Source organism: Streptomyces sp. 1222.5, assembly GCF_900105245.1.
GTDB classification, from domain to species: Bacteria; Actinomycetota; Actinomycetes; order Streptomycetales; family Streptomycetaceae; genus Streptomyces; species Streptomyces albidocamelliae.
The window spans coordinates 8,294,145-8,315,398 of sequence record NZ_FNSZ01000001.1 but is presented as its reverse complement, the minus strand read 5'-3'; the positions used below and the strand labels follow the sequence as shown (position 1 = coordinate 8,315,398).

Annotated in this window: 20 protein-coding genes and 4 pseudogenes; 11 read left to right on the top strand and 13 right to left on the bottom strand. The window is 72.8% G+C overall.

The genetic code is table 11. The features are described 5' to 3' along the window. Positions 1-241: 241 nt before the first annotated feature. Complete coding sequence (locus tag BLW57_RS37750) at positions 242-1,762, top strand: MFS transporter (RefSeq protein ID WP_256339726.1); 1,521 nt, start codon at positions 242-244, stop codon at positions 1,760-1,762. Between the two features lie 12 nt (positions 1,763-1,774). Here the strand turns inward: BLW57_RS37750 and BLW57_RS41675 are convergent, their stop codons facing one another. From BLW57_RS41675 to BLW57_RS42690, 4 genes are all read right to left on the bottom strand, one after another. Continuing rightward, positions 1,775-1,951, bottom strand: a complete 177-nt coding sequence (locus tag BLW57_RS41675) for a hypothetical protein (protein WP_093480158.1) — start codon at positions 1,949-1,951, stop codon at positions 1,775-1,777. 150 nt (positions 1,952-2,101) lie between these two features. Beyond that, positions 2,102-2,548, bottom strand: coding sequence for an ATP-binding protein (locus BLW57_RS41670; RefSeq protein WP_176985872.1), 447 nt, complete (start codon positions 2,546-2,548; stop codon positions 2,102-2,104). Between the two features lie 41 nt (positions 2,549-2,589). Continuing rightward, on the bottom strand, positions 2,590-2,892 hold the full coding sequence (locus tag BLW57_RS41665; protein ID WP_176985871.1) for an STAS domain-containing protein: 303 nt from the start codon (positions 2,890-2,892) through the stop codon (positions 2,590-2,592). Between the two features lie 141 nt (positions 2,893-3,033). Next, positions 3,034-3,279: a hypothetical protein gene (locus BLW57_RS42690; RefSeq protein WP_256339725.1), complete on the bottom strand. Its 246-nt coding sequence runs from the start codon at positions 3,277-3,279 to the stop codon at positions 3,034-3,036. A gap of 69 nt (positions 3,280-3,348) precedes the next feature. On the opposite strand from BLW57_RS42690, the gene BLW57_RS42685 reads away from it, so the two are divergent. Then, complete coding sequence (locus BLW57_RS42685) at positions 3,349-3,636, top strand: hypothetical protein (RefSeq protein ID WP_256339723.1); 288 nt, start codon at positions 3,349-3,351, stop codon at positions 3,634-3,636. 192 nt (positions 3,637-3,828) lie between these two features. Further along, a pseudogene (locus BLW57_RS42920) lies at positions 3,829-5,134 on the top strand (FAD-dependent oxidoreductase). Between the two features lie 16 nt (positions 5,135-5,150). Here the strand turns inward: BLW57_RS42920 and BLW57_RS37725 are convergent. Then, on the bottom strand, positions 5,151-6,653 hold the full coding sequence (locus BLW57_RS37725; RefSeq protein ID WP_093481117.1) for a cryptochrome/photolyase family protein: 1,503 nt from the start codon (positions 6,651-6,653) through the stop codon (positions 5,151-5,153). A 276-nt stretch (positions 6,654-6,929) separates the two neighbouring features. On the opposite strand from BLW57_RS37725, the gene BLW57_RS37720 reads away from it, so the two are divergent. Continuing rightward, positions 6,930-9,068, top strand: coding sequence for an MMPL family transporter (locus tag BLW57_RS37720; protein ID WP_093480156.1), 2,139 nt, complete (start codon positions 6,930-6,932; stop codon positions 9,066-9,068). Here the strand turns inward: BLW57_RS37720 and BLW57_RS37715 are convergent. Further along, the gene (locus BLW57_RS37715) at positions 9,040-11,070 is read right to left on the bottom strand and encodes an ATP-binding protein (protein WP_093480155.1); all 2,031 of its coding nucleotides are present in this window, start codon (positions 11,068-11,070) and stop codon (positions 9,040-9,042) included. The two genes, BLW57_RS37720 and BLW57_RS37715, sit on opposite strands and share 29 nt — an antisense overlap. Positions 11,071-11,331: 261 nt before the next feature. Here BLW57_RS37715 and BLW57_RS37710 point away from each other — a divergent pair, with 261 nt between their 5' ends. The 3 genes from BLW57_RS37710 to BLW57_RS37700 all read left to right on the top strand — a co-directional run bounded on the left by BLW57_RS37710 (position 11,332) and on the right by BLW57_RS37700 (position 13,521). Then, complete coding sequence (locus tag BLW57_RS37710; protein WP_093481116.1) at positions 11,332-11,949, top strand: RNA polymerase sigma factor; 618 nt, start codon at positions 11,332-11,334, stop codon at positions 11,947-11,949. A gap of 36 nt (positions 11,950-11,985) precedes the next feature. Beyond that, a complete protein-coding gene (locus BLW57_RS37705) occupies positions 11,986-13,131 on the top strand; it encodes a MerR family transcriptional regulator (RefSeq protein WP_093480154.1) in 1,146 nt (381 codons plus the stop codon). Between the two features lie 210 nt (positions 13,132-13,341). Further along, positions 13,342-13,521 carry a DUF6480 family protein gene (locus BLW57_RS37700; RefSeq protein ID WP_093480153.1) on the top strand — a complete coding sequence of 60 codons (180 nt, stop codon included), beginning with the start codon at positions 13,342-13,344 and terminating at the stop codon, positions 13,519-13,521. 626 nt (positions 13,522-14,147) lie between these two features. Here the strand turns inward: BLW57_RS37700 and BLW57_RS37690 are convergent. Both BLW57_RS37690 and BLW57_RS42665 read right to left on the bottom strand, forming a co-directional pair. Further along, positions 14,148-14,717, bottom strand: coding sequence for a DUF4383 domain-containing protein (locus BLW57_RS37690; protein WP_093480152.1), 570 nt, complete (start codon positions 14,715-14,717; stop codon positions 14,148-14,150). Between the two features lie 643 nt (positions 14,718-15,360). Beyond that, a pseudogene (locus BLW57_RS42665) lies at positions 15,361-15,900 on the bottom strand (rhodanese-like domain-containing protein); the annotation flags it as partial. A 104-nt stretch (positions 15,901-16,004) separates the two neighbouring features. On the opposite strand from BLW57_RS42665, the gene BLW57_RS37680 reads away from it, so the two are divergent. Continuing rightward, the gene (locus BLW57_RS37680; protein ID WP_073896789.1) at positions 16,005-16,292 is read left to right on the top strand and encodes a metal-sensitive transcriptional regulator; all 288 of its coding nucleotides are present in this window, start codon (positions 16,005-16,007) and stop codon (positions 16,290-16,292) included. Positions 16,293-16,313: 21 nt separating this feature from the next. Here BLW57_RS37680 and BLW57_RS37675 read toward each other — a convergent pair whose 3' ends face one another. From BLW57_RS37675 to BLW57_RS37665, 3 genes and pseudogenes are all read right to left on the bottom strand, one after another. After that, positions 16,314-17,078: a sulfite exporter TauE/SafE family protein gene (locus BLW57_RS37675; protein ID WP_093481115.1), complete on the bottom strand. Its 765-nt coding sequence runs from the start codon at positions 17,076-17,078 to the stop codon at positions 16,314-16,316. After that, positions 17,075-17,347: a rhodanese-like domain-containing protein gene (locus tag BLW57_RS37670; protein ID WP_371127877.1), complete on the bottom strand. Its 273-nt coding sequence runs from the start codon at positions 17,345-17,347 to the stop codon at positions 17,075-17,077. Before BLW57_RS37670 ends, BLW57_RS37675 begins: the two co-directional genes overlap by 4 nt. Before the next feature lie 142 nt (positions 17,348-17,489). After that, positions 17,490-17,747 (bottom strand): annotated as a pseudogene (locus tag BLW57_RS37665) (MBL fold metallo-hydrolase); the annotation flags it as partial. Positions 17,748-18,115: 368 nt separating this feature from the next. Here BLW57_RS37665 and BLW57_RS37660 point away from each other — a divergent pair. Further along, positions 18,116-18,574 carry a cyclic nucleotide-binding domain-containing protein gene (locus BLW57_RS37660; RefSeq protein ID WP_093480150.1) on the top strand — a complete coding sequence of 153 codons (459 nt, stop codon included), beginning with the start codon at positions 18,116-18,118 and terminating at the stop codon, positions 18,572-18,574. Positions 18,575-18,636: 62 nt separating this feature from the next. Continuing rightward, on the top strand, positions 18,637-19,290 hold the full coding sequence (locus BLW57_RS37655; RefSeq protein WP_093480149.1) for a CBS domain-containing protein: 654 nt from the start codon (positions 18,637-18,639) through the stop codon (positions 19,288-19,290). An 83-nt stretch (positions 19,291-19,373) separates the two neighbouring features. On the opposite strand, the gene BLW57_RS37650 is transcribed toward BLW57_RS37655, so the two are convergent. Continuing rightward, positions 19,374-20,084: a CBS domain-containing protein gene (locus BLW57_RS37650; protein ID WP_093480148.1), complete on the bottom strand. Its 711-nt coding sequence runs from the start codon at positions 20,082-20,084 to the stop codon at positions 19,374-19,376. A 103-nt stretch (positions 20,085-20,187) separates the two neighbouring features. Here BLW57_RS37650 and BLW57_RS37645 point away from each other — a divergent pair. Then, positions 20,188-20,442: pseudogene (locus BLW57_RS37645) on the top strand (IS5/IS1182 family transposase); the annotation flags it as partial. 68 nt (positions 20,443-20,510) lie between these two features. Here the strand turns inward: BLW57_RS37645 and BLW57_RS37640 are convergent. Continuing rightward, entirely contained in the window at positions 20,511-21,251 is a 741-nt protein-coding gene (locus BLW57_RS37640) for a class I SAM-dependent methyltransferase (protein ID WP_093480147.1), read from the bottom strand. Between the last annotated feature and the right edge of the window lie 3 nt (positions 21,252-21,254).

The window sequence follows — 21,254 nt, the reverse complement described above, 5'->3', positions numbered from 1 at the left end:
TCCACACACCGGGACCGCGCGCCGCTTGACACACAGCGGCCGCGCGGGTCCCGTGACACCACGTGTGCGCAGTTCTCACCCGCATAAACGACACCCTTCGCACGGCACGCGGTCCGCTACGCAGGGTGACAGGGCTCCTCGTCGCGGGCCGCGGTGTTCGCCGGTACGTCGTCCGGGGAACCTGGTCAGCCTGGGTCCTGCCCTGAGTCGCTCGGGTGCCGCCCCGGTGAGAGGAGCCCATGTGACAAGGTCGGGATCAGCGGCGGACGGCCGGGGCCCGGCATCCGCTGAGGCCGGTTACGAGCCGGACCCGCGCCGGTGGCGTGCCCTGTGGGTCACCCTCGTGGCCGGCTTCATGAGCCTGCTGGACGTGACGATCGTCGCGGTCGCCCTGCCCACCATCCAGCGCGAGCTGCACGCCACGTCCGCGCAGGTGCAGTGGGTGGTGTCCGGGTACGCCCTCACCTTCGGCCTCGCCCTGGTCACCGCGGGGCGCCTCGGCGACGCGCTGGGCCGGCGCCGTATCTTCCTGCTGGCTCTCTGCGGTTTCGTGTTGTTCAGCGCCGCCGGTGGAGCGGCCCCGAACATCACCCTGCTCGTCGTGGCCCGCCTCGCACAGGGTCTGGCGGCCGGATTCATGGCGCCGCAGAACTCCGCGCTCATCCAGCAGATGTTCCGCGGTGCCGAACGCGGTCGTGCCTTCGGGTTCTTCGGAGCCACCGTGGGCGTCTCCTCCGCTGCCGGGCCCCTCACCGGCGGCCTCATCCTGGCCCTCGCCTCAGGGGCGCAGGGCTGGCGGTGGATCTTCTACGTCAACGTCCCCATCGGCGTTCTCGCCGTCCTCCTCGGCCGCCACCTGCTGCCCCACCTGCGCCGGTCCGGCCGGGGGCACGTGGACCTGCCGGGCGTGCTGCTGCTCGGCCTCGGGGTCCTCGCGCTGATGTTCCCGCTGGTCCAGGCGGACTCCCGAGGCATCGGCCGACGGTGGTGGCTGTTCCCCGTCGGTGCCGCGATCCTCGCCGTCTTCGTGCGCTGGCAGTACCGCCTCGTCGCCCGCGGCAGGCAGCCGCTGCTCGACCCCCGCCTGTTCACCACCGTGCGCGGCTACGCCGTCGGCGCGGGTGTCGGCACCCTGTACTTCATCGGCTTCAGCGGTATCTGGCTGGTCTTCGCCCTCTTCTACCAGCAGGGCCCCCTGCACTTCTCGCCGCTCCGGTCCGGTCTCGCCGTGACCCCCTTCGCCCTGGGTTCGGCGAGTGCGGCCGTGGTGGCCGGACGGCTGGTGGACCGGTTCGGCCGGCTGCTCACCGTCTGCGGCCTCTCGGGGGTGATCGCCGGGCTGGGCGGTGCCGCGCTGCTGCTCCGCTTCGCCCCCCTCGATTCCGCCCCCTGGCTCGCCGCGCCGGCCCTGTTCCTCGGCGGTATCGGCAGCGGTTTCGTGGTCTCCCCCAACATCACCATGACCTTGCGGGACGTGCCCGTGCGCATGGCGGGCGCGGCGGGCGGTGCCCTGCAGACCGGGCAGCGGCTCGGCGCCGCGGTGGGCACCGCGGCGCTGCCCGGCCTGTTCCACCTGGTGCTCGGCAGGAGCCACGACTACCGCGGTGCGTTGGTCACCGCGATGGTCACCGCCCTGGTCGGCATGGCGGCGTCCCTGGCTCTCGCGGCGTACGACTGGCGGGGTGACCGGCGAAAGCGCGCACCGCACCGAAAGTGCCCGGACGAGGTCGCCAACGATCCGGTGCACTCCCGCCAGACGTGACGCCTGCCCGCCTCAGCGTCTGCGGCTCCGGACCGACCAGCCGCTTCCGACGCCCGCGAGGTGCAGGGCGAGCACGGTGAGTCCGAGGAGCATGACGTTCGTCGAGGTGAAGGTGTCGTTGGTCGAGATGTCGGCCGCGTTGATCAGGAAGGCGATGAAGAACAAGACCGCCGAGACGATGGACAGCATGGTGTCGATCCCTTCGATGCCGCGTGGAAACGCACTCTGGTGCACAGCGGATGCCCCTTGCCGGGCACGGCACACCCAGGCTCTTCCGGGCGCCGGGGCCACGGACCTTCCCTGTGGGGCGAGTTGCCCCCGACCGGGCGTTTCGCGGGGTCAGAACCGTAGGACAACGCGCACCGTCTTGCCCGCGGGATACCGTAAGAGCCGCTGCTCGTCGGCGAGTCGGGCGACGAGCAGGAGCCCGAGGCCACCGGTGCCGTGCACATTGTCCGGCTCCCTGGGGCGCGGCGGCGTGGTCGACGCGTCGTCGACGTCCAGCACGAGACGGCCCCGATGGGCGTGCACGCACAGCCTCCACCAGCCCGTGGCGTGCCGGTAGGCGTTGGTGCACAGCTCCGAGACGATGAGTTCGACGTCCTCCGCGTCGACCGGCGAGCAGCAGGCCGCGGTGTACCGCGCCGCGGCACGACGGGCCTCGCCGATGGACGAGCCGTCGCTGTCCAGCATCAGCAGGGCGGGGAACTCGCCGTGGACGCGGCGCCACACGCCGCCCGTCCACTCGCAGCGGCAGACGAAGCGGTGTCTGTCGTCCGTTGCCACACCACCCTTCGACCGTGGCCGCCACCCGACGCTGTCGGCCCTCATGCGGGCCCCTCCTCTTCCAAGCCGCAGAGACGGAGCCGCTCCAGGACGCCTGTGAGGCGCATGAGCTTGGCCAGTTGCGGCCGGAGCGGGCCGATGAGCCGGACATCGAACCGGTCCGTCATGCGCAGCAGCAGATTGAGCAGTGTCGAGTCGGCGAACCGTACCTCGCCCACGTGCAGTTCGACGGACACAGCGGAAGTGGCGACTTCGAGGACGAGTTCCAGGTCGAGTTCGCATTCGACGTCGAACTCACCGCTGAGTCTGATCACCATGAGCCGCCCGTCGCACGCGGTGTCCACCTCGACCGAACACCTCTGCGACACATGGCCCTGACTGTCACCTCGCTTCACCACATCCACGGTGAACGCTTCGGCCGCCGAGGGAGACCGCTTTACGCGTACGGACGACCGATCGAACATCTGACACGGCGGCCGGGCTTGTCAGTGGTGCCCTGGTCCGAGCCGGGCCCGGTCGCGGTCGCGGAACCACGCGACCGCGCCCACCAGGACCGCGGCCCCCAGCCCGTACACCGGCAGCCACAGGGTCGTCGTGGCCGCCAGGCACTCCGCGACCGCCCGGCCCGCCTGCGTCTCCTGCGCGAACGCCAGGGCGGCGCCGTCGCTGCCGCCCAGGTCGCCCAGTCCGGCCTTCGCCTGGAGGCCGCGTACCTGCCCAGCAGTGCGCACTCGCCGCGCGTGCCCGGCATCGGGAACAGCCAGGCGCGGCGCTGCAGCAGGGGTGCGAGGGCGATCGCCATGCACAGCCCGACGACCAGTGCGCAGGCGACCAGGCCGCGCAGGTACGGCGAGCGGAGGCCGGGCGACCAGTCGGCCCGCCGCTGGAAGGCGAGCAGCACCGCGAGGAGCGTCACCCCGATGAACGTGGCGAACCACTGCCACGAGCCCTGGGCGAGGGCGAACGTCAGCACCGCGGCGAGTCCGATGCCGATGACCCCCGGAGCGGGAGAGTCGTCGCTCGTCACGACGGACGTCGGTCTCGGGGTCACCCGGGCTCTGGGATCCCTCACGGGCCTCTCCCGGTAGGGGGAGACGTCAGGATCCGCCGCGGGGCGCCCCGGCCGTGGGCACCATGCCGTACGGGGCCTGCACCTCGCCCGGATGGCTCGCGGGAGGTTCGTTCGCCGGCGGAGGGAGTCCCGCTCCGGGCATGGCGCGTGCGTGTGTGGGGCGTGGCCGACCCGGCACCCCCGCATCCGTGGAGCGTCGTCGGCGGGAATGCGTGACAGGCCCGGTGCGGGTCCCGGGCGTGAGGGAGGACCGGCGTTGCGGAGTGGACGAGACGCGGAGTCGTACGACGTCGTCGTCGTGGGTGCCGGGCTGGCCGGACTGGCCTGTGCGCGGGACCTGCGGGCACTCGGGCTGCGGGTGCGGGTGCTGGAGGCCGGGGACGGCGTCGGCGGCCGGATGCGCACCGACCGGATCGACGGCTGCGTGGTGGACCGCGGATTCCAGGTCTTCAACACCGCCTACCCGCAGGTGCGTGGGCGCCTGCCGCTCGGCGAGCTTCGGTTGCGGCCCTTCACCCCCGGGTTCCTGGTGCACACGGGGGAACGACGGCTGAGGTTCGCCGATCCCACGCGGGCGCCCCGGCAGGCGCTGAGCGGGCTGTCGGCAGGCCTGGCCGGACCTCGTGATCTGGCCGCGCTGGCCGCGCTGACCGGCTGGGACACGCTGGCCCCTGTCGGACTGCGGCGGCGGTCCCGGGACGTCTGCACCCGACGCGCTCTGACGCGGGCCGGCTTCAGCGACGACTTCGTCGAACGATTCTTCCGCCCATTTCTGTCGGGGGTCTTCCTGGAGGACGAACTGGCGACCTCCAGCCGGTTCTTCCACCTGGTGTGGCGCAGTATGGCGCGCGGCACCATCTGCCTGCCCGCCGCCGGGGTGGGTGCCGTACCGGAGTTGCTGGCGTCCACGCTGCCGCCGGGGACCATCGCCCTGGAGTCACCGGTGACCCGAGCTCACCGACGACGGTGTGCTCGTCGGCGGTGCCGGCGCCGAACGCGCGCTCGCGGCGCGGGCCGTGGTGGTCGCCGGGCCGGCGGCCGCGTCCCGGCTGCTGCCGGGCGAGGCCGTGGGGCCGTACCGCAGTGTCACCACCTACTACCACCTGGCGTCCCGGTCCCCGTTGCGCGAGCCGACGCTGGTGACGGACGTGCGGCGCCGGTTCGCCAACAGCTGTGTGCTGACCGAGGTGCACCCCGGTCACGCGCCCCGCGGCCACGCGCTGGTGGCGACCTCCGTGCTGGGCGACGACGCCGGGGGCCGGGAGCGGGCGGTGCGGGCGGCGCTCGCCGAGTGCTACGAGGCCGACACGAGCGGCTGGGAGCGGCTCACCGTCCGCACGGTGCCCGACGCGCTGCCCGTCATGTCGCCCGGCCTGCCGCTCAGCCGTCGCAGCCGTGTCGCTCCCGGACGGTACGTGTGCGGCGACCACCGGGCCACCGGATCGGTGCAGGGGGCGCTGGCGTCGGGGGCGCGGGCGGCCCGGGAGGTCGCGGCCGACCTCGCGCGGCACTGAGCCGTCGCGGGAGCCGTCAGGGCGGCCCCTCGCCGCGGCCCCGCTCGGTCCGCAGCACCTCTTCCAGGTCTCCGAGCCGGTCCAGGCCCTGCACGGCGCGGAAGGTCCGCATGTTGCCCGAGAGCAGCGCGCGGTGGCGGTGGACGAAGGACCAGTAGCCGGTGGTGAAGGGACAGGCCCGTTCGCCGGTGCGGTCGCCGGGCCGGTAGACGCAGCCGTCGCACAGGTCGCTCATGCGGTGGATGTAGGCGCCGCCGGAGGTGTACGGCTTGGTCGTCATACGGCCGCCGTCGGCGTACTGGGACATGCCGGTGACGTTGGGCAGCATCACCCAGTCGTAGCCGTCGACGAAGCAGCGGTGGAACCAGTCGGTCACCTCCCGCGGGTCCCAGCCCCGTTGCAGGGCGAAGCTGCCCAGCAGCATCAGCCGGGGGATGTGGTGCGTCCAGCCGGTGTCGCGCACCTGGGCGAGGACGGTGGCCAGGCAGCGGGCGGAGACGGCGTCGGCGTCCAGTTCGAGGAACCACTCGGGCAGTGGGGCGTGGTGGCGCGGAGCGTTGTGCCGGCGGTAGTCCTCGCCGAAGTACCAGTACAACTGCCACACGTACTCGCGCCAGCCCGCGACCTGCCGTACGAAGCCCTCGACGCTGTGGACGGGAGCGCGCCCGGCACGCCAGGCGTCCTCGGCGGCCGTCACGCACTCGGCGGGGTCGAGCAGACCGAGGTTGAGGGAGGACGACAGCAGGCTGTGGCTCATCACCGGGTCGCCGGCGAGCATCGCGTCCTCGTGCGGGCCGAAGCCGGCGAGCCGGTGCTCGGTGAACCGGCGCAGCGCGGACAGCGCCTCGCGCCGGGAGGCGGGGAAGCGCCTCGGGCCGTCCCGGCCGACGAAGCGGATTCCCTCGTCCTCCCACTGGTCGAGGTCGGCGCGCACCTCGTCGTCGATGTGGTCCTCACGAGGCCGGTACGGCTTGGGGGCGCCCAGGGCCCGCGCCCCCTTGGGCGGGGGTTCGCGGTTGGCGTGGTCGTGGTTCCAGCGTCCGCCGACCGGGGAGTCGCCGTCCATGAGGAGGTCGAGTTCGTGGCGCACCCAGTGGTAGAAGTCCTCCTGCCGGAGCCGCCCCCGGTCGTGTTCCCCGGCCCAGGCGCGGAAGGCGTCCTGCGACAGCAGGAAGCCCCTCGCCGGCAGCAACCGCGCCTGGTCCAGGGAGTCGACCAGGCGCAGGGCGGCGCGCGAGGTGGGGTGGTGCACGGTCACCGGGGCGTCGCCGATCGCCTTGCGCAGTCCCTCCCGGTAGGTCTCGGCGCGTACGTAGCGGACGCGGTCGCCGAGTTCGGCGGCCCGGTGGCGCATCGCGGAGAGCACCAGGTGGGCCTTGGCCCGGTGGAAGCGGCGCCGGCGGAACACCGAGCGGGCCTCGATCATCACCACCCCGGCGTTCCGGGCGGGTCCGCCGTCGCCCGGTGCGAGGAAGTGCGGGCCGAGCTGGTCGCCGAACAGCCAGTGCCAGTCCGTCATGCCGGCGGCCTCCCTGGGGCCCGAGGTGGTGCCGGTCCGCCCCGGCGCGCCTCCGGGCGGTGTCATCGGCGCTTCATGGGCTTCTTCGGTTCAGGGGGCTCCGGCGGATGCGAGGGCGCGAGTGGCCGTGCCAGTCGGGTGAACCCGGTTCCGGTCGGGCGGAAGCCGGTCGCGCGTGAGTGCATCCGTGGGCGCCGGGACGGCCGTAGTCGGATCGGGTTCACCGGTGCCGATCCCGTCGCCGGGCCCCGCAGTCCGTTTTCGTGAAGGAGAACGATGTCGACCGTCCGGCGTGCCCGCTGGTTCGTCCCCCTCGTCCTGCTCGTCGTGTGGCTCGGCGCCGGTGCCGCGTTCGGGCCCTTCGCCGGGCGGCTCGGCGAGGTCGCCACCAACGACCAGGCCGCCTTCCTGCCGCGCAACGCCGAGTCGACGCGGGTGCTGCGGGAGCAGGAGACGTTCGCGCAGGACGAGTCACTGCCGGCGATCGTCGTGTGGACCGGCGGGGACCGTGGTTCCGCTGCCGGGCTGGAGCCGCGCGCGGCGCGGGCGCTGGCCTCGCTGAACGGCGACCCTGCGCTGGCCGGGCCGGTCTCCCCTCCGCTGGTCTCGAAGGACGGTGAGGCCCTCCAGGGGGTCGTACCGCTGCGACCGGACCTCGGCGACCGGCTCCCCGACACCCTCGACCGGGTGCGGGCGGCGGCGGAGCGGGTGCCGGGGGCGACGGTCCGGTTGGCGGGCCCGGCGGCGAGCCAGGCCGACCTGTCCGACGCGTTCGCCGGCATCGACGGGCTGCTGCTGGTCGTGGCCCTGGTCACCGTGCTGGTCATCCTGCTGGCGGTGTACCGCAGTGTGCTGCTGCCCCTGGTGATCATCCTGGGGGCGGTCTTCGCGCTGGGGGTGGCGTGTGCCGTGGTCTACGTCCTCGCCGACCGTGGCGTGGTGCGCGTGGACGGTCAGGTGCAGGGCATCCTGTCGATCCTCGTCATCGGCGCGGCCACCGACTACGCCCTGCTGCTGACCGCCCGGCACCGGGAGGAACTCGGTGCCGGACGGGACCGTTTCGCCGCGGTGCGGGCCGCGGTACGACGGTCGGCGGGTGCGGTGGTGGCCAGCGCCGCCACCGTCGCCGCGGGTCTGCTGGCACTGCTGTTGAGCGATCTGACCAACAACCGCGCTCTCGGACCGGTGGGCGCCATCGGCATCGTGTGCGCCCTGCTGACCGCAATCACGTTCCTGCCGGCGGTGCTCGCGCTGCTCGGGGGTGCCGCCTACTGGCCGGCGCACCCTTCCCGGCAGGGTCCGGGCGAGCGCGGCCGGCGGCTGTGGGAGCGGGTCGCGGGCCGGGTCGACCGCACCCCGCGCCGCGTGTGGGCCGTCTGCCTGGTGGCCCTGTTCGCCCTCGCCGCGCCCGCCCCGACGCTGGCCTCGAAGGGGGTGCCACTCGACGAGATCTTCGTGAACGACGCGCCGTCCGTCGCCGCTCAGCGGACCCTGGCCCGGCACTTCCCCGGCGGATCCGGCAATCCGACGCTCGTGACGGCGCGGGCCGACCGCCTCACCCGGGTCGCCGCGGCGGCGCGGCGCACTCCGGGCGTCGCCTCGGTGGCGCCGCTGACCCGTGACGGCCGTCCCGGCTCCGCCCCGCAGGCACGGGTCGCGAAGGGCCGGGTGCTTCTCTACGTCACCCTGCGGGACGGCGCGGACAGCGAGGGGGCGCGGGAGACGGTGGTCCGGCTGCGGTCGTCGGTGCGCGCGGTGCCGTCCGCCGATGCTCTGGTCGGGGGATTCACCGCGCAGCGTCATGACACCGAGCGGACCGCCGAACGCGACCGGTCGCTGATCGTCCCGGTGGTGCTGGCCGTCATCCTCGTCGTACTGATCGGGTTGCTGCGGTCCCTGGTGACCCCGGTCCTGCTGGTGGCCACCGTGGCCCTGAGCTTCCTGGCCACCCTCGGGGTGTCCGCCCTGGTCTTCCAGCGCGCGCTCGGCTTCACCGGCACCGATCCGTCCGTACCCCTCTACGGATTCGTCTTCCTGGTGGCCCTGGGCGTCGACTACAACATCTTCCTGATGTCCCGGGTGCGGGAGGAGTCGCTGCGGCACGGCGTACGCGAGGGAGTGCGACGCGGACTGGTCGCCACGGGTGGCGTGATCACCTCCGCCGGGGTCGTGCTCGCCGCGACCTTCGCCGCACTGGTCGTGATCCCGCTCGCCTTCCTGGTGCAGATCGCGTTCATCGTCGCGTTCGGGGTGCTGCTGGACACCCTGGTGGTCCGCTCGCTGCTGGTACCGGCCCTGGTACGGGACCTGGGCCGCGCCGCGTGGTGGCCGGGCCGGCTGAGCCGTCCGGCGGGCACGGAGGCCTCGCCCGTCGTCACGCCCGATGTCAGGCCGTCGGCCAGGAAGGTCCCATGATCTCGCCGAGTACGGTCTCCGGGTCCCGCACCGCCGACTGCGCGAGCACGGCCTCGTAGCGTTCGGCGCCCAGCAGCGCACGGGTGGCGCGCTCGCACTGTGCGCGCACCGGGCCCAACTCCGGTGTGCCGCGCTGAGGATGGCCGACCGCGCTCCACAGGACCTCGCCGAGCGCGTAGGCGGCCGCCGCCGGCTCGCCCCTTCCCTGCGCCGCCAGGGCGGCCGCGAAGAGGTCCAGGCCGAGCGCCATGCCGAACGTGTCACCGATACGGTGCTTGCCCTCCACCATGGACCGGGCGTGGTCCACGGCGTCCGTGCTCCGGTCCTCGAACAGCGCGATGAGCGCCAACTGGTAGTCGGCGTAGGACCGGCCCCACCACTCCCCCCGCTCCGCACAGTCGGCACGCAACTCCAGTGCGCCTGTTCGCGCTTGACCGAGGAACCCCTGTCCGGTCAGTGCGAAGACCCGGGCCAGGCGGCACAGCACCGTGGCCGCCGTGACATCCGTCGAGCCCGTGGCCCTCTGGAGCGCCAGGTCCACGGTGTGGCCGGCGGCCATGGGGCGGCCGTCCAGCAGATGGATCAGCGCGAGCAGGTACGCGGCCCGCAGGCTCCCGTCGGCGTCGTCGCAGCGGTCGGCCTCCCAGGAGCAGCGCTCGGCCAGTTCGCGCGCGGCGGCGCCGTCACCGCACAGGACGCGGGTGACGCCCAGCGCCCACAGAGCCCTGACGCGCACCCGGGCAGGGGCCTGACAGACTGCCAGGCAGTCCTCCAGGTACCCGGCGGCCTCCCGGAGGTGCCCGCCGCAGCTCCAGAAGAAGCCGAGGCGGCCGCTCATGTCGAGAGCCGCCGCCGCTCCGGTCGAGGACAAGTGGTCCAGCGCGGCACACAGATCGGCGTGGCAGTCCTCGATCCACCGGTACCAGTGCGTCTGGGCGGCGCTCTGCCACTCCTCGTCGGCCTTGCGCACGCGCGCCTGGAAGTACCGCGCGTGCCGCCTCCTCGACTCCGGTTCCTCCCCGAGTTCGCCGAGCCACAGGTGTCCGTACTCGCGGACGGTGTCGAGCATGCGGTGGCGGTCGCCGTGCCGTGTGAGGACGGACTTGCGTTCCAGCGCGTCCAGGCCGGCGCGCACCGCCGCGGTGGGGAGCGTGTCGTCCGCACACACGTTCAGCGCCGCCTCGGCGTCGAAGGGCCCGCGGAAGACGGAGAGCCGGGCCCACATGAGGCGTTCGGACGGCTCGCACAGTTCGTGGCTCCAGCCGATCGTCGTGCGCAGCGCGCGCTGGTGCGACGGTGCCGCCGGACCGTAGGTCGCCGCGCTGAGGTCCATGCGTGAGCGGACGTGGTGTTCGACCTCGCCCACGGTGGCGCCGGCCAGTTGGCCCGCGGCCATCTCGAGGGCGAGCGGAATGCCGTCCAGCCATCGGCACAACCGTGCTGCGGTGACCCGGTCCTCGGGACGGGTGAGCGGCACGCCCAGGGCGGCCGCTCGGCGCATCAGCAGGTCCACGGCATCCGTGTCGACCGGCAACGGCTCTATTACGACCACCTGTTCACCGCTGACACCGAGCGGTTCCCTGCTGGTGGCGAGCACGGTCAGCCGCGGGCACGACGAGCGGAGCCGGGTGACGAGGGCACGGCAGCTGCTCGTCAGGTGTTCGCAGGAGTCCAGTACCAGGAGCAGGTCCTGACCCCTCAGCCAGCCGGCCAGGGCGTCGACCGGTTCCCCGTACGTGTGGTCGGCGAAGCCGAGCGAATCGGCCACCAGGGGTAACAGGAGCCGGTCGTCCCGGAGCTGCCAGAGATCGGCCCATGCCACCGCTCGCCCGTCGGATCGCCGCACATGGTCGGCCGCGTGGAGCGCGAGCCGGCTCTTGCCGACGCCTCCCACGCCCGTGAGAGTGACGACGCGTCGCCCGCCCAGGCCTCCGGCGAGCAGGGCCGATTCGTGCGAACGGCCGATCAAGTCGTCCGGTACATCGGAGAAGCGGTTCAGCATTCGCACAGTCTGGCGTGTCCGGTGACCCGTACGGGGGGTGTTGTCACGGACGGGCCCCGGTTCCCGCCGCGGACGCGGGATCGGTGCACCGTTTGCCGCGTACGGGGCGGGAACGGTGCGACCAGAACGCTGCAAAAACGATGCGGGTTGTTGGGTGCATCGTTTCGGCGTGAGGCTGTGAGGGACGGACAGCCACAGGTGACCGTCGGCGATCCGCGAACAGCGCGGGACGTGCCGTTCTTCGCACGGGAGTGGCCGACCATGACGACTACGCAGACAGTCCCCATCGACTGCGGCCGCACGCCGGAAGCCGCCCACCCTTCCGGTGCCGCTGAGGTGGCCGATCGCTTCGTCTCCGGCGACGAGGACGCGCTGGCCGAGGTCTACCGGGAGTGGGGCACGCTGGTGCAGGCGCTCGCCCGTCGCGCCCTCGGCGACCCCTGCGAGGCCGAGGACGTCACCCAGACGGTCTTCCTCGCCGCGTGGCGCGGCCGTGGCGGTTTCCGTCCGGAGCGGGGCTCACTGTCCTCGTGGCTGGTGGGCATCACCCGCCGGAAGATCGCCGATGCGCTGACGGCCCGCACCCGCCGCACCGAACTGGTGGCCACGGCGTCCTCCCTGCTCGCCCTGGACGACGGCCGGCCGCTCACCGATCCGCAGACCGTGCTCGACCGCGTGCTGATCGGGGAGTCGATGGCGGAGCTGACCGAGCCGCAGCGCCGGGTGCTGAACCTCGCCTACTACGAAGACCTCACGCAGGCGCAGATCTCCCGGGTCACGGGCTGGCCCCTGGGGACGGTGAAGAGCCACCAGCGGCGTGCGCTGCACCGTCTGAGCCGCTGCCTCCAGGAGGACGCGCTCGTCTCCTGTGCCGCTTAGGAACGACGGTCGACTGGGTGTTCTGGAGGCCGGACGATGACGACGACCGAATCGCGGAGCGGTGAGCATCCCGGTGACGAAGCCGGCGTGACGACCGGGTTCCTGGCCCGGAAGCTGGGCGTCTCCCCCACGACCCTGCGCTCCTGGGACCGCCGCTACGGGCTCGGCCCGGCGGCTCGCGTACAGGGGCGCCACCGTCGCTGGTCGCCGGACGACGTGGCCATGATGCAGGACATGTGCCGGATGACCGCCGCCGGCGTGCCACCCGCCGAGGCGGCGAGGGTCGCGAGGCGACGCGCGGTGCCGGAGGGCATCGGGGCGCCGACGTCCACGGCAGGACGGGGGCCCGCCGTGGAGCCCGGGTCTCCCGGAGAACTCCCCACGGGACAGGCGTCCGCTCCGGGGTGGCCCTCCCCTGCCGAACGGCCGCCCGACGGCGGGCGGGTGTCCGAGGACTCCGGGAGCGGCGAAGCGTCCGAAGGGGCCGGGGCGGGGCGCTCCGGCGGTGGGCTGCCGCTCGGCAGCGTGTGGCAGGAGTGCCGGGGTCTGGCACGGGCCGCGGTAAGGCTGGACGCCGTAGCGGTGCAGGAGCAACTGAACCGGACCGTCACGACGTACGGGATCATCACGGCCTGGGAGGAGATCCTGGCGCCCGCGCTGCACGCGGTGGGCCGCAAGTGGGAGTCGGCCGGTGACCAGTACGTGGAGGTCGAACACCTGCTGTCCTGGCACGTCTCCGCGACGCTGCGGCATTGCTACGTCCGCTCGTCGCAGGCACCGGGGCGGAGCGGGGAGGCGCTTCCCGTCGTACTGGCCTGCATGCCCGGGGAGTTGCACACCCTGCCGCTGGAGGCGCTGAGCGCCGTGCTGGCGGAGCGGGGGCTGCCCGTGCTCATGCTGGGCGGCGCCGTTCCGGCCGAGGCCCTCGTGGCCACCGTGCGGCGGATCGGATCCACGGCGGTGGTCCTGTGGTCACAGTCCCGGTCCACCGCGAGCCTGGCGCTGGCCCGCCACCTCGCGGCCACGCGGTGGGGCGTGCGTGGCGCCCGCACACACACGGCCGTGCATGTCTGCGGACCGGGCTGGGGTGCCGCCAAGCACGAGACCCAGCTACGGCGCCCTCGGAGCCTGCGGGAAGCGGTGGCGGTGCTGGCCGGTGACGGGCCGTCCGGCACCCCCTGACGCCTCGCGGACGGGACGTTCGGTGGGGCGGTGGTGCATCCGACCGCGCAGGTGCGCCCGAAATATGTATGACTTAGCGCTCGATCGGCCTGTCGCTCGTCTCCTGGCTCACCTCCAGCAGGACCGAGGGACTGGAGCGCGCCGACCGCTGGGGCATCTTCGTCGGCGAGTGGGCCCCGAACGAACCGACCGAACCACCCTGGAGTGATCATGACCGAGTCACTGCGTCCTCCCGGTGAGACACCCCCCGTGGAGGGGTCCACGGCGGGGGCCCACCCCGAGCGGCCCAACGGCGGCATCTGGGAGCACCCGCGCCTCTGGTTGTCCCTGATCGTGTTCGGCTGCCTGTTGGTCGCCGCGTTCTTCGTGGTGCGCGTCATCGACCTCTGAGCGCAGGTGCGGGTGCGGGTACGGGCCGCCGTCCGCGCCCGGCGTTTCCGAGACTGACCGCACAGCACCAGCGGGTGCGGAAAGCGAGGGTGGGCTGTGGAGTTCGAACTGCGCGCGGAGTACGCGGAGGGCACGCCGCCACGGTCGGGCGAGGCCCGCGACACGACCTGGCACATGACGAAACGGGCGGGGTCAGGGCGTTGTGCGGCCGCGACCTCGACCCCGCTTCCGAGGCCCGGCCCGCCGAGGCATGGGGCACGGACGCGGCGGAGCCCTTCTGCCGGAGCTGCGGTGCCCGATATCTACGGCAGGGGCAGTAGCCTTCGGTGCCGCTGAGGTTATCCGGCGCTCCTGATCAGCCCCTCGTCCGGTCCCGGGGTGGTCATGCACAGCCCGCTTTCCAGGCTCAGCCACACGCGGCGATGGCGAGCGCTATCAGCGTTCGTCGCACGTCCATCGGGCAACTCTCCCTGAGCGACACGGCAGTTGGCGGCAGATCCGCGCGGATCGCATGGGACTCGCACGGTACATGCCTTCCCTGCCGGAAGCTTCCATTCGACTCCCCTTTGCCCGAAGGCCACACCGGCGGCGGCAAGAAGTCGCCGCCGGGCCGCCGAGTTCGCGGGTCAGCCGCGGGGACGTGCGGCGGGCGAGGCGGAGGTCGCCTCCCGGGTTCCGACGAGGATTCCCTGGACACGTTGCCTGCGGCGGGCGGCCAGGGACTCCTGCGCGGCCTCCCGTGCGTGCCGGCGGCGCCAGTACGGGTTGTCGTGCGGGAGCCCGCCCGACACACGTCCGTACATCCCGAAGGTCGCGATGAGCAGCCCCATGACGAAGGAGAAGAGGACGTTCGCCAGGCCGAAGTCGAGGATGTTCGCCGGCCGGTCGAGGATGAAGAGGTGGACGAAGCCGCTGAGCAGGAACAGCGCCCCCACCGTCATGTTGAGCGCCGAGGCGATGTTGCCCCCGATCACCGCGCCTGCGATCAGCAGCACTCCGAAGAGCACGGAGATCAGGCTCAGCAGTCCGTTGGTCGACATTCCGGCGACGTCGGTCCCGGCGGTGTCGAACGGGCGCAGTTCGTCGGCGAAGCCCAGACAGCCGAAGACCAGCAGGATCACTCCGCACAGTCCGGCGCCGTACCGGTAGACCGTCGCGAGCCTGTGGTCCACGGGCATCTCGTCGCGAAGCCTCATTGCGCATCCTTCCCTAGCGGACAGGGGCCTGTGGCGGAGCGGGCACCGCGAATCACGGGTGCGCCCCACCGCCAGAGACGGTTCCGGTCGAATCCGGCGAAAGGATGCACTCCTGCTCGCATCACTGGGCGGTGCTCGTGCGGGGCCGCGCGAGGGAGGCGCCGCCCGCCTTGACCGCTTCCACGGCCGCCTGGTGCAGTTCGCGGCTGTGCTGCTCGGAGCCGCAGGGCAGCGGGCTCCCGGTGAGGGTGAACCAGTCCAGGGTGCCGGTGTACTGGACCTTCACCTGGGCCTCCTTGCCGTCCCACGTGGTGTGGACGGTCAGTTCCCCGGTGACGACCCCGGCCTCGTCGGTCAGTGCGCCGCCCCGGCCGGTGAAGACGCCGGGGGTGGTCCATGCTGCCCAGACCATGACATCAGCCTCTCTGTGCGGGTGCCCGGCTCTCGCCTGAGCCCGGTGGCTTCGGGCAGCGGCACTCCCGGGCCGCTCGTGGCGGCAGTGGAGGCGCCGCGCCCTTTCAGGCTCACCCGGCCGGCGGCGGCTGTCATGTCGCCGAACGGGCCTCACCGGGGTCCGATGGCCCCGGATCCGGGCGTGGCGGGCGGATCCGTGCCCTTCCGCGCCCCGGCCCGGCCAGCCTCTGCGCAGTGCCGTGAGCGTCGCGGCGAGGTCCGCCGGGCGCGGGCGGTTGTGGGGCAGCCTGCCCAGCAGGGCGGCCACGCCGCAGGTGTCGGTGACCGCGGAGACGACGAGGCCGCCCGCGATGCCGGCGGAGAGGATCTGGAAGGCCGGGTGCACGAGCAGGGCGAGCAGCAGGCCGAGGAGCACGGCCGCGCCGACGGTGAGGCGTACCCGGCGCTCCATGCTCCAGCGGGCGCGGGGGTCACAGGCGGCGGGCCGGTGCAGCTCGTAGCCTTCGCCGGCCCACGCGCCGGTGCCGCCGGCGAGGGAGGCCGCCGGAACATCCGCCTCGGCCAGGAGCTTGCGGGCGGTGTCCGAACGGGCGCCGGAGGCACACACCAGGAGCAGCTCGCCGTGCTCGGCCGCCTGCCGGAGTCCGGGCAGGGCGTGCCGGATCCGGTCCAACGGGATGTTGAGCGCGCCGGGCAGGTGTCCGGCGGCGTGCTCGCCGGGGGTTCGTACGTCGATGACGGTGAGTTCGGGGAGCCGGGCCGCGGCCTGGGCGGGGTCGAGGACGAGGGGGGCATGGCGGGTGTGATCCTTGCTGGTCGTCGCCGTCCCGTACCGGGACGTACAGTACCCCTAGGGGTATTCGAGGAGTGAGCGTGGAACTGGAGCTTGAGGGCGCGTCCCTGAAGGCAGTGCTGAACCGGTTGCGGCGGGCGCAGGGTCAGATCTCCGGTGTGATCCGGATGATCGAGGAGGGGCGGGACTGCGAGGACGTCATCACGCAGCTGGCAGCCGCCTCACGGGCCCTGGACCGAGCCGGTTTCGCGATCATTGCCACGGGCCTGCAGCAGTGCGTGACCGACATCGAGTCGGGCCGGAAGAACGGTGAGGACACGGAGGCGATGCGCGCGCGGCTGGAGAAGCTTTTCCTGTCCCTGGCGTGAGGGAAGCGGGTCGCTGCTCCCTCACGTGATCGCGTCCACGAGCATGAAGCCGGCCACCGCCAGCAGGGCGAGGGCGAAGGCCCGCTGAAGGGTGCGTCCGGACAGCTTCGCGGACAGCCGCTTGCCGTCCCAGGCGCCCAGGATCGCCGCCCCGGCGAACGGTCCTACGACGGTCCAGTCCAGGCCGTCGGCCGCACCGGCGCGCATGGTCAGGGCGGCCAGGGCGTTGACCGTGATGACGAGCAGACTGGTGCCCACGGCCTCGCGCATCCGCATGCCGAGGACGTCGACCAGGGCCGGGACCGCGAGGAATCCGCCGCCCACGCCCAGGATGCCGGTGACCGCGCCGAGGCCCGCTCCGGCGGTCGCCGCCGGTCCCGGCCGTACGGCGACGACGTCGTCCGTCGCGGTGTGCGGTCTGAGCATGCGTACCGCCGCGGCCGCCGCGGCCGCCGCGACCGCGGCGACCGCGGCGAAGGCGACGGTCAGCACGGCCGCCGGCAGATGTCCGGCGAGCGCGCCGCCCAGCAGCGCCGGGCCGATGCCCGCCGCAGCGAACAGCAGTCCCGTACGCCAGCGGACGTGCCCTTCGCGCGCGTGGGCGGTCAGGGCGGTGGCCGAGGTGAGGGTGACGATGACGAGGCCGGCCGTGGTGGCCGCCACGGGGGTGAATCCCAGCAGGTAGATCAGGGCGGGGACGGCGAGGACGCTGCCCCCGCCACCGAGTGCCCCGAGGGCGAGGCCGATGACGGCTCCGGCGGCGAGGGCGAGGAACAGTGTGCTCACGCGACGGTCCCGTTCCCGCCCCGCGCGTCCACGACCGGCAGGCCTGCCTCGGCCCAGTCCCGCATACCGCCGATGACGTCGACGGCCTCGACGCCCCGGTCCCGCAGCAGCTCGGCGGCCCGGCGGGAGCGGTTGCCAGAGCGGCAGATCACCACGACGGGCCGCGACCGCGCCGCCGTGGGCAGCCCGTCGCCCGCGGCGAGTGCCGAGAGGGGCAGGTGGACCGCGCCGGGGGCGTGCCCGGCCTGCCACTCGTGGGGTTCGCGTATGTCGAGCAGGACGGCGGTCCCGGGTTTCCGGTCGTCGGCGTGTGCCCGGTGCGGGCGGGAGCAGCGAGCCGCCGGTGAACACGGCGACGGCCGTCCCGTCCTCCTCCAGCGCGTACGAGGTGTGGTGCGGGGTGTGGCCGGGCGTCACCAGCGCCCGCAGCGCCAGGCCGGCGCCGGCATCGATCTCATGGCGGTCGCCGTCGTGGACGGGTGTGCGCCGGTGGGCGACCCGGGCCACGGCGGGCACGAGGTAGGCGGCGCCCGTGACGCGGGCCAGTTCCGGGCCGCCGCTGACGTAGTCGTTGTGGACATGGGTCTCGACGACGTGGGATATCCGCGCTCCGCGCCGAGCCGCCGCCGCGATCACCTGGTCGATGTCACGCGGCGGGTCGACGGCCACGGCCGTCCGCTCACCGCCGGCCAGGTAGCTGCGGTTGCCGAGTCCGGCCAACTCGATCGTGTCGACGAAGAACACGAGTCTCTCCTTCCTTGAAAATTACCCCCGGGGGTATGTGTGGACCGTAACACGAATACCCCCAGGGGTATTTTTGCGGGCGGTGGGAGAGGCCCCTGGGCAGCTGCGACCGTTCGGCGGACGGCTCGCCGGACGGCACGAGACACCTGCTCACGAACGCGGCCCGGGCCCCGGTGGGGAAGCGGCTCCGGAGCATGGGCCGAAGAGCCCCCGACCGGGTCCGGGCGGCCCGTGGTGCCCGGGCGCGGGGACCCGCACCCTGGGATCACAACCGCATGAAGGGAGCCGGTGCGATGACCTCCGCCACCACCATGACGACCGCTCTTGAGCTGGTGCACCGCGAACAGCTGATGCGCCTCGCCCGCGAGGTCTCCTTCGACGCCGGTACCCGTCTGTTCGAGGAGGGCCGCCGTGCGGACCGCTTCTGGATCGTGCGTACCGGCACCGTCGCCCTCGACCTGCGCGTGCCCGGACGCCGGCCCGCCGTCATAGACACACTCGGCCACGGCGAACTGGTCGGCTGGTCCTGGCACTTCCCGCCGTGCATCTGGCACCTGGGCGCCGAGACGATGAGCCCCGTACAGGCCTGGGAGTTCGACGCGGACGAGGTACGCGCCCTGTGCTCGGCGGACGCCGAGTTCGGCCGGTCCATCGCCGTCTGGGTGGGACGCGTGATCGCCCAGCGACTGCACACCTCGCGCGTCCGGTTGCTCGATCTCTACGCCCCGTACGGCAGCGGGGACTCGGCGTGAGCGCACACCCGATTCGGCCCGACAACGCCGGGACACGGCCACGAGAGTGCGAGGAGGACGGCATGGACAGCAGTCCGCACCGGGTCGGCGACGTGATGACGCGCGCCGCAGTGGCGGTGGGCCGCAGGGCCTTGTTCAAGGACATCGTCGAGCGCATGTACCAGTGGCAGGTCAGCGCGCTGCCGGTGCTGGAGGGCGACGGCCGGGTGATCGGGGTGATCTCGGAGGCGGACCTGCTGCCCAAGGAGGAGTTCAGGAACAGCGACCCGGACCGCTTCACGCAACTGCGGCGGCTGCCCGACCTCGCCAAGGCCGGCGCCGCCTGCGCCGAGGAGTTGATGACCGCACCGGCCGTGACCGTCCACGCGGACGCCGGTCTCGCCGAGGCCGCGCGCATCATGGCCCTGCGGCACGTCAAACGGCTGCCCGTGGTGAACGCGGAAGGCATGCTCGAAGGCGTGGTCAGCCGTGGTGACCTGCTGAAGGTGTTCCTGCGCCCGGACAACGAACTCGCCGACGAGATCCGTCGGGACATCCTCGACGTCCTCTTCCCCGCACCGATCGAACCCGTGCACGTCGTCGTGACCGACGGCGTGGTCGTCCTGACCGGGCGCGTCGAGGACGCTTCCCGCGTTCCACTGGCCACGCGTCTCGTCCGGGGCGTGGAAGGCGTCGTGGGCGTGGAGTGCCATCTGACCGCCGCGGACGTCGCCTGACACCCCGATCCCCCTCGCGTCTCCAGTTTCCCGCGGGTCCGCGCTCGCCTCCTCGTTCCGGCGGGCCGGCGGGTCCGCGCGGTCTACTGGCGCCGGGCCGGGGCGGACCGTTGCGGGTCCGGCAGGTCCGGGTCCAGATCAGGGCGCCGGGGCGGCCCGGTCAGGGCGCACCGCACGTCCACCACACCGGCCACGGCCCGCGTGAGGTGCGCGGCGAGGGGGACCAGCGCCGTTTCCCGGACCTGGCCGGTGAGCGTGACCGCACCCTCGCACACCTCGACCCGCACCCTTGCCGCGTACGCGCCGAAGAGCCGGTCCACGACCTCGCGACGGACGTCCTCCGCGATGTCGGCGTCGTCCCGCAGGAAGACCTTCAGCAGGTCGGACCGGCTGACGATGCCCTTCAGGACCCCTTCGTGGTCCACGACCGGCAGCCGCTTGACCCCGCTGCGGGCCATGACGCGCGCCGCGTGGGCGAGGGTGGAAGCCGGTGCCACGGTGACGGCGGGCGTGGTCATCAGATCTCCCGCGGTAACCGCCATCGCCTTGCGGACGTCGGCGAGGCGCCGCACCCGCTCGTACGGGTCGAGACCGCCCTCGCTGTACTCCTCCTTCGGCAACAGATCGGCCTCGGAGACCACGCCCACGACCCGAGCGCCGTCGTCGAGGACCGGCAGGGCACTGACCCTCCACTCCTGCATGGTGCGCACGATCTCCTTGAACGCCGCTCCCGCGCGCAGGGCGACCACCCGGTGGGTCATCACGTCGTCCACGACGGTCGGGGTGCCGGTCATGGCTTCCTCCCAGAGGCTGGATGCCGTTCTGCCACACTTACAGACTGCGCCGGCCTGTCGTCGCCGGGCATGGGCCGAGTGGCCCGTCCCGCAGGCCCATCGACCGGCTCGGCAGCGCCCGAGCACCGTCATCCGGAGTAGGGGACACGAGGCCCCCGTCCAGGGCCCGTCCGGCGGATCGTGTGACCGTCCGTGGGCGGCGCTGCTGATCACGCCGGGCCATTGGGGCGACGACAAGGCGTAGTCCTCCCGGCGCAACCGCCGCTGCCTGAGACGTCGCCAGATCGAGCACACCATTCCCGAGCCCCGAGATCAGCGGGCCCACCGCAAAAGACGCCGGAGCAGGGGCGGACAGCCCCACACGCGCCCACGTCTTCCGCGGGGCCGTCACCCTCGCCTCCCTTTCCCGTCTCGGCGCGGCGGAACCTACGGTTTGCGGGTCACCCAGAGCAGTTCCGCCGGCCAGCGGTGTGCCCAGTCGGGTGGGTCGGTTTCGTTGTAACCGTTGAGTGTTCCGAGTTCGGGCCGTGGCTCGATGAGGTCGTCGATGATGAGACCCGCGCCGCACAGGACCTTGACCCAGTCGCCGTAGGTGAGCTGATAGCTGGTCGCGCCGTCGTCTTCGGCGATGGTGTTCAGCCCGAAGTAGTCCTGCTGCAGCGTCGTGGTCACGCGGCCGGCGGCTTCGTCGTAGCAGGCTTCGAACCATGGGCTGGCGACGTTGAACACCAGGCGCCCGCCTCGGCCCAAGACGCGTGCGGCCTGCGGGACGGCCAGGTGCGGGGGCGCCCAGCTGAGCCCACCGAAGTCGCAGAACACCAGGTCGAAGCTGTCGGCGGCGAAGGGGAGCTGTTCGGCGGCGCCTTGCACCAGCGGGTAGCGGGCCGCTCCCATCGCGCGGGCCGCTGCGGCGAGTTGGGCTTCGGACAGGTCGAGCCCGACCACGGTGGCGCCCTCGGCGGCGAGCGCCCTGGACCACTGGCCGGCGCCGCAGCCGAGTTCGAGGACGCGCTTGCCGGTGACGTCGCCCAGGGCTTGCAGGTGCGCGTCGGGGATGGAGTACATGCCCCACAGCCGGGGTGCGGCGCCGATTTGCGGGTCGTGCTCGTGCTGGTAGGCGCTGCTGATCTGGTTCCAGAGCCGCCGGTTGGCGGGGATGCTGTCCACGTG

Coding starts and splice junctions, on each gene's coding strand:
- BLW57_RS41675 (WP_093480158.1), bottom strand. CDS start 1,951: ATGCTGTCCATCGTCTCGGCGGTCTTGTTCTTCATCGCCTTCCTGATC.
- BLW57_RS42685 (WP_256339723.1), top strand. CDS start 3,349: ATGCACAGCCCGACGACCAGTGCGCAGGCGACCAGGCCGCGCAGGTAC.
- BLW57_RS37725 (WP_093481117.1), bottom strand. CDS start 6,653: ATGACGGACTGGCACTGGCTGTTCGGCGACCAGCTCGGCCCGCACTTC.
- BLW57_RS37720 (WP_093480156.1), top strand. CDS start 6,930: ATGTCGACCGTCCGGCGTGCCCGCTGGTTCGTCCCCCTCGTCCTGCTC.
- BLW57_RS37715 (WP_093480155.1), bottom strand. CDS start 11,070: ATGCTGAACCGCTTCTCCGATGTACCGGACGACTTGATCGGCCGTTCG.
- BLW57_RS37710 (WP_093481116.1), top strand. CDS start 11,332: ATGACGACTACGCAGACAGTCCCCATCGACTGCGGCCGCACGCCGGAA.
- BLW57_RS37705 (WP_093480154.1), top strand. CDS start 11,986: ATGACGACGACCGAATCGCGGAGCGGTGAGCATCCCGGTGACGAAGCC.
- BLW57_RS37700 (WP_093480153.1), top strand. CDS start 13,342: ATGACCGAGTCACTGCGTCCTCCCGGTGAGACACCCCCCGTGGAGGGG.
- BLW57_RS37690 (WP_093480152.1), bottom strand. CDS start 14,717: ATGAGGCTTCGCGACGAGATGCCCGTGGACCACAGGCTCGCGACGGTC.
- BLW57_RS37660 (WP_093480150.1), top strand. CDS start 18,116: ATGACCTCCGCCACCACCATGACGACCGCTCTTGAGCTGGTGCACCGC.
- BLW57_RS37655 (WP_093480149.1), top strand. CDS start 18,637: ATGGACAGCAGTCCGCACCGGGTCGGCGACGTGATGACGCGCGCCGCA.
- BLW57_RS37650 (WP_093480148.1), bottom strand. CDS start 20,084: ATGACCGGCACCCCGACCGTCGTGGACGACGTGATGACCCACCGGGTG.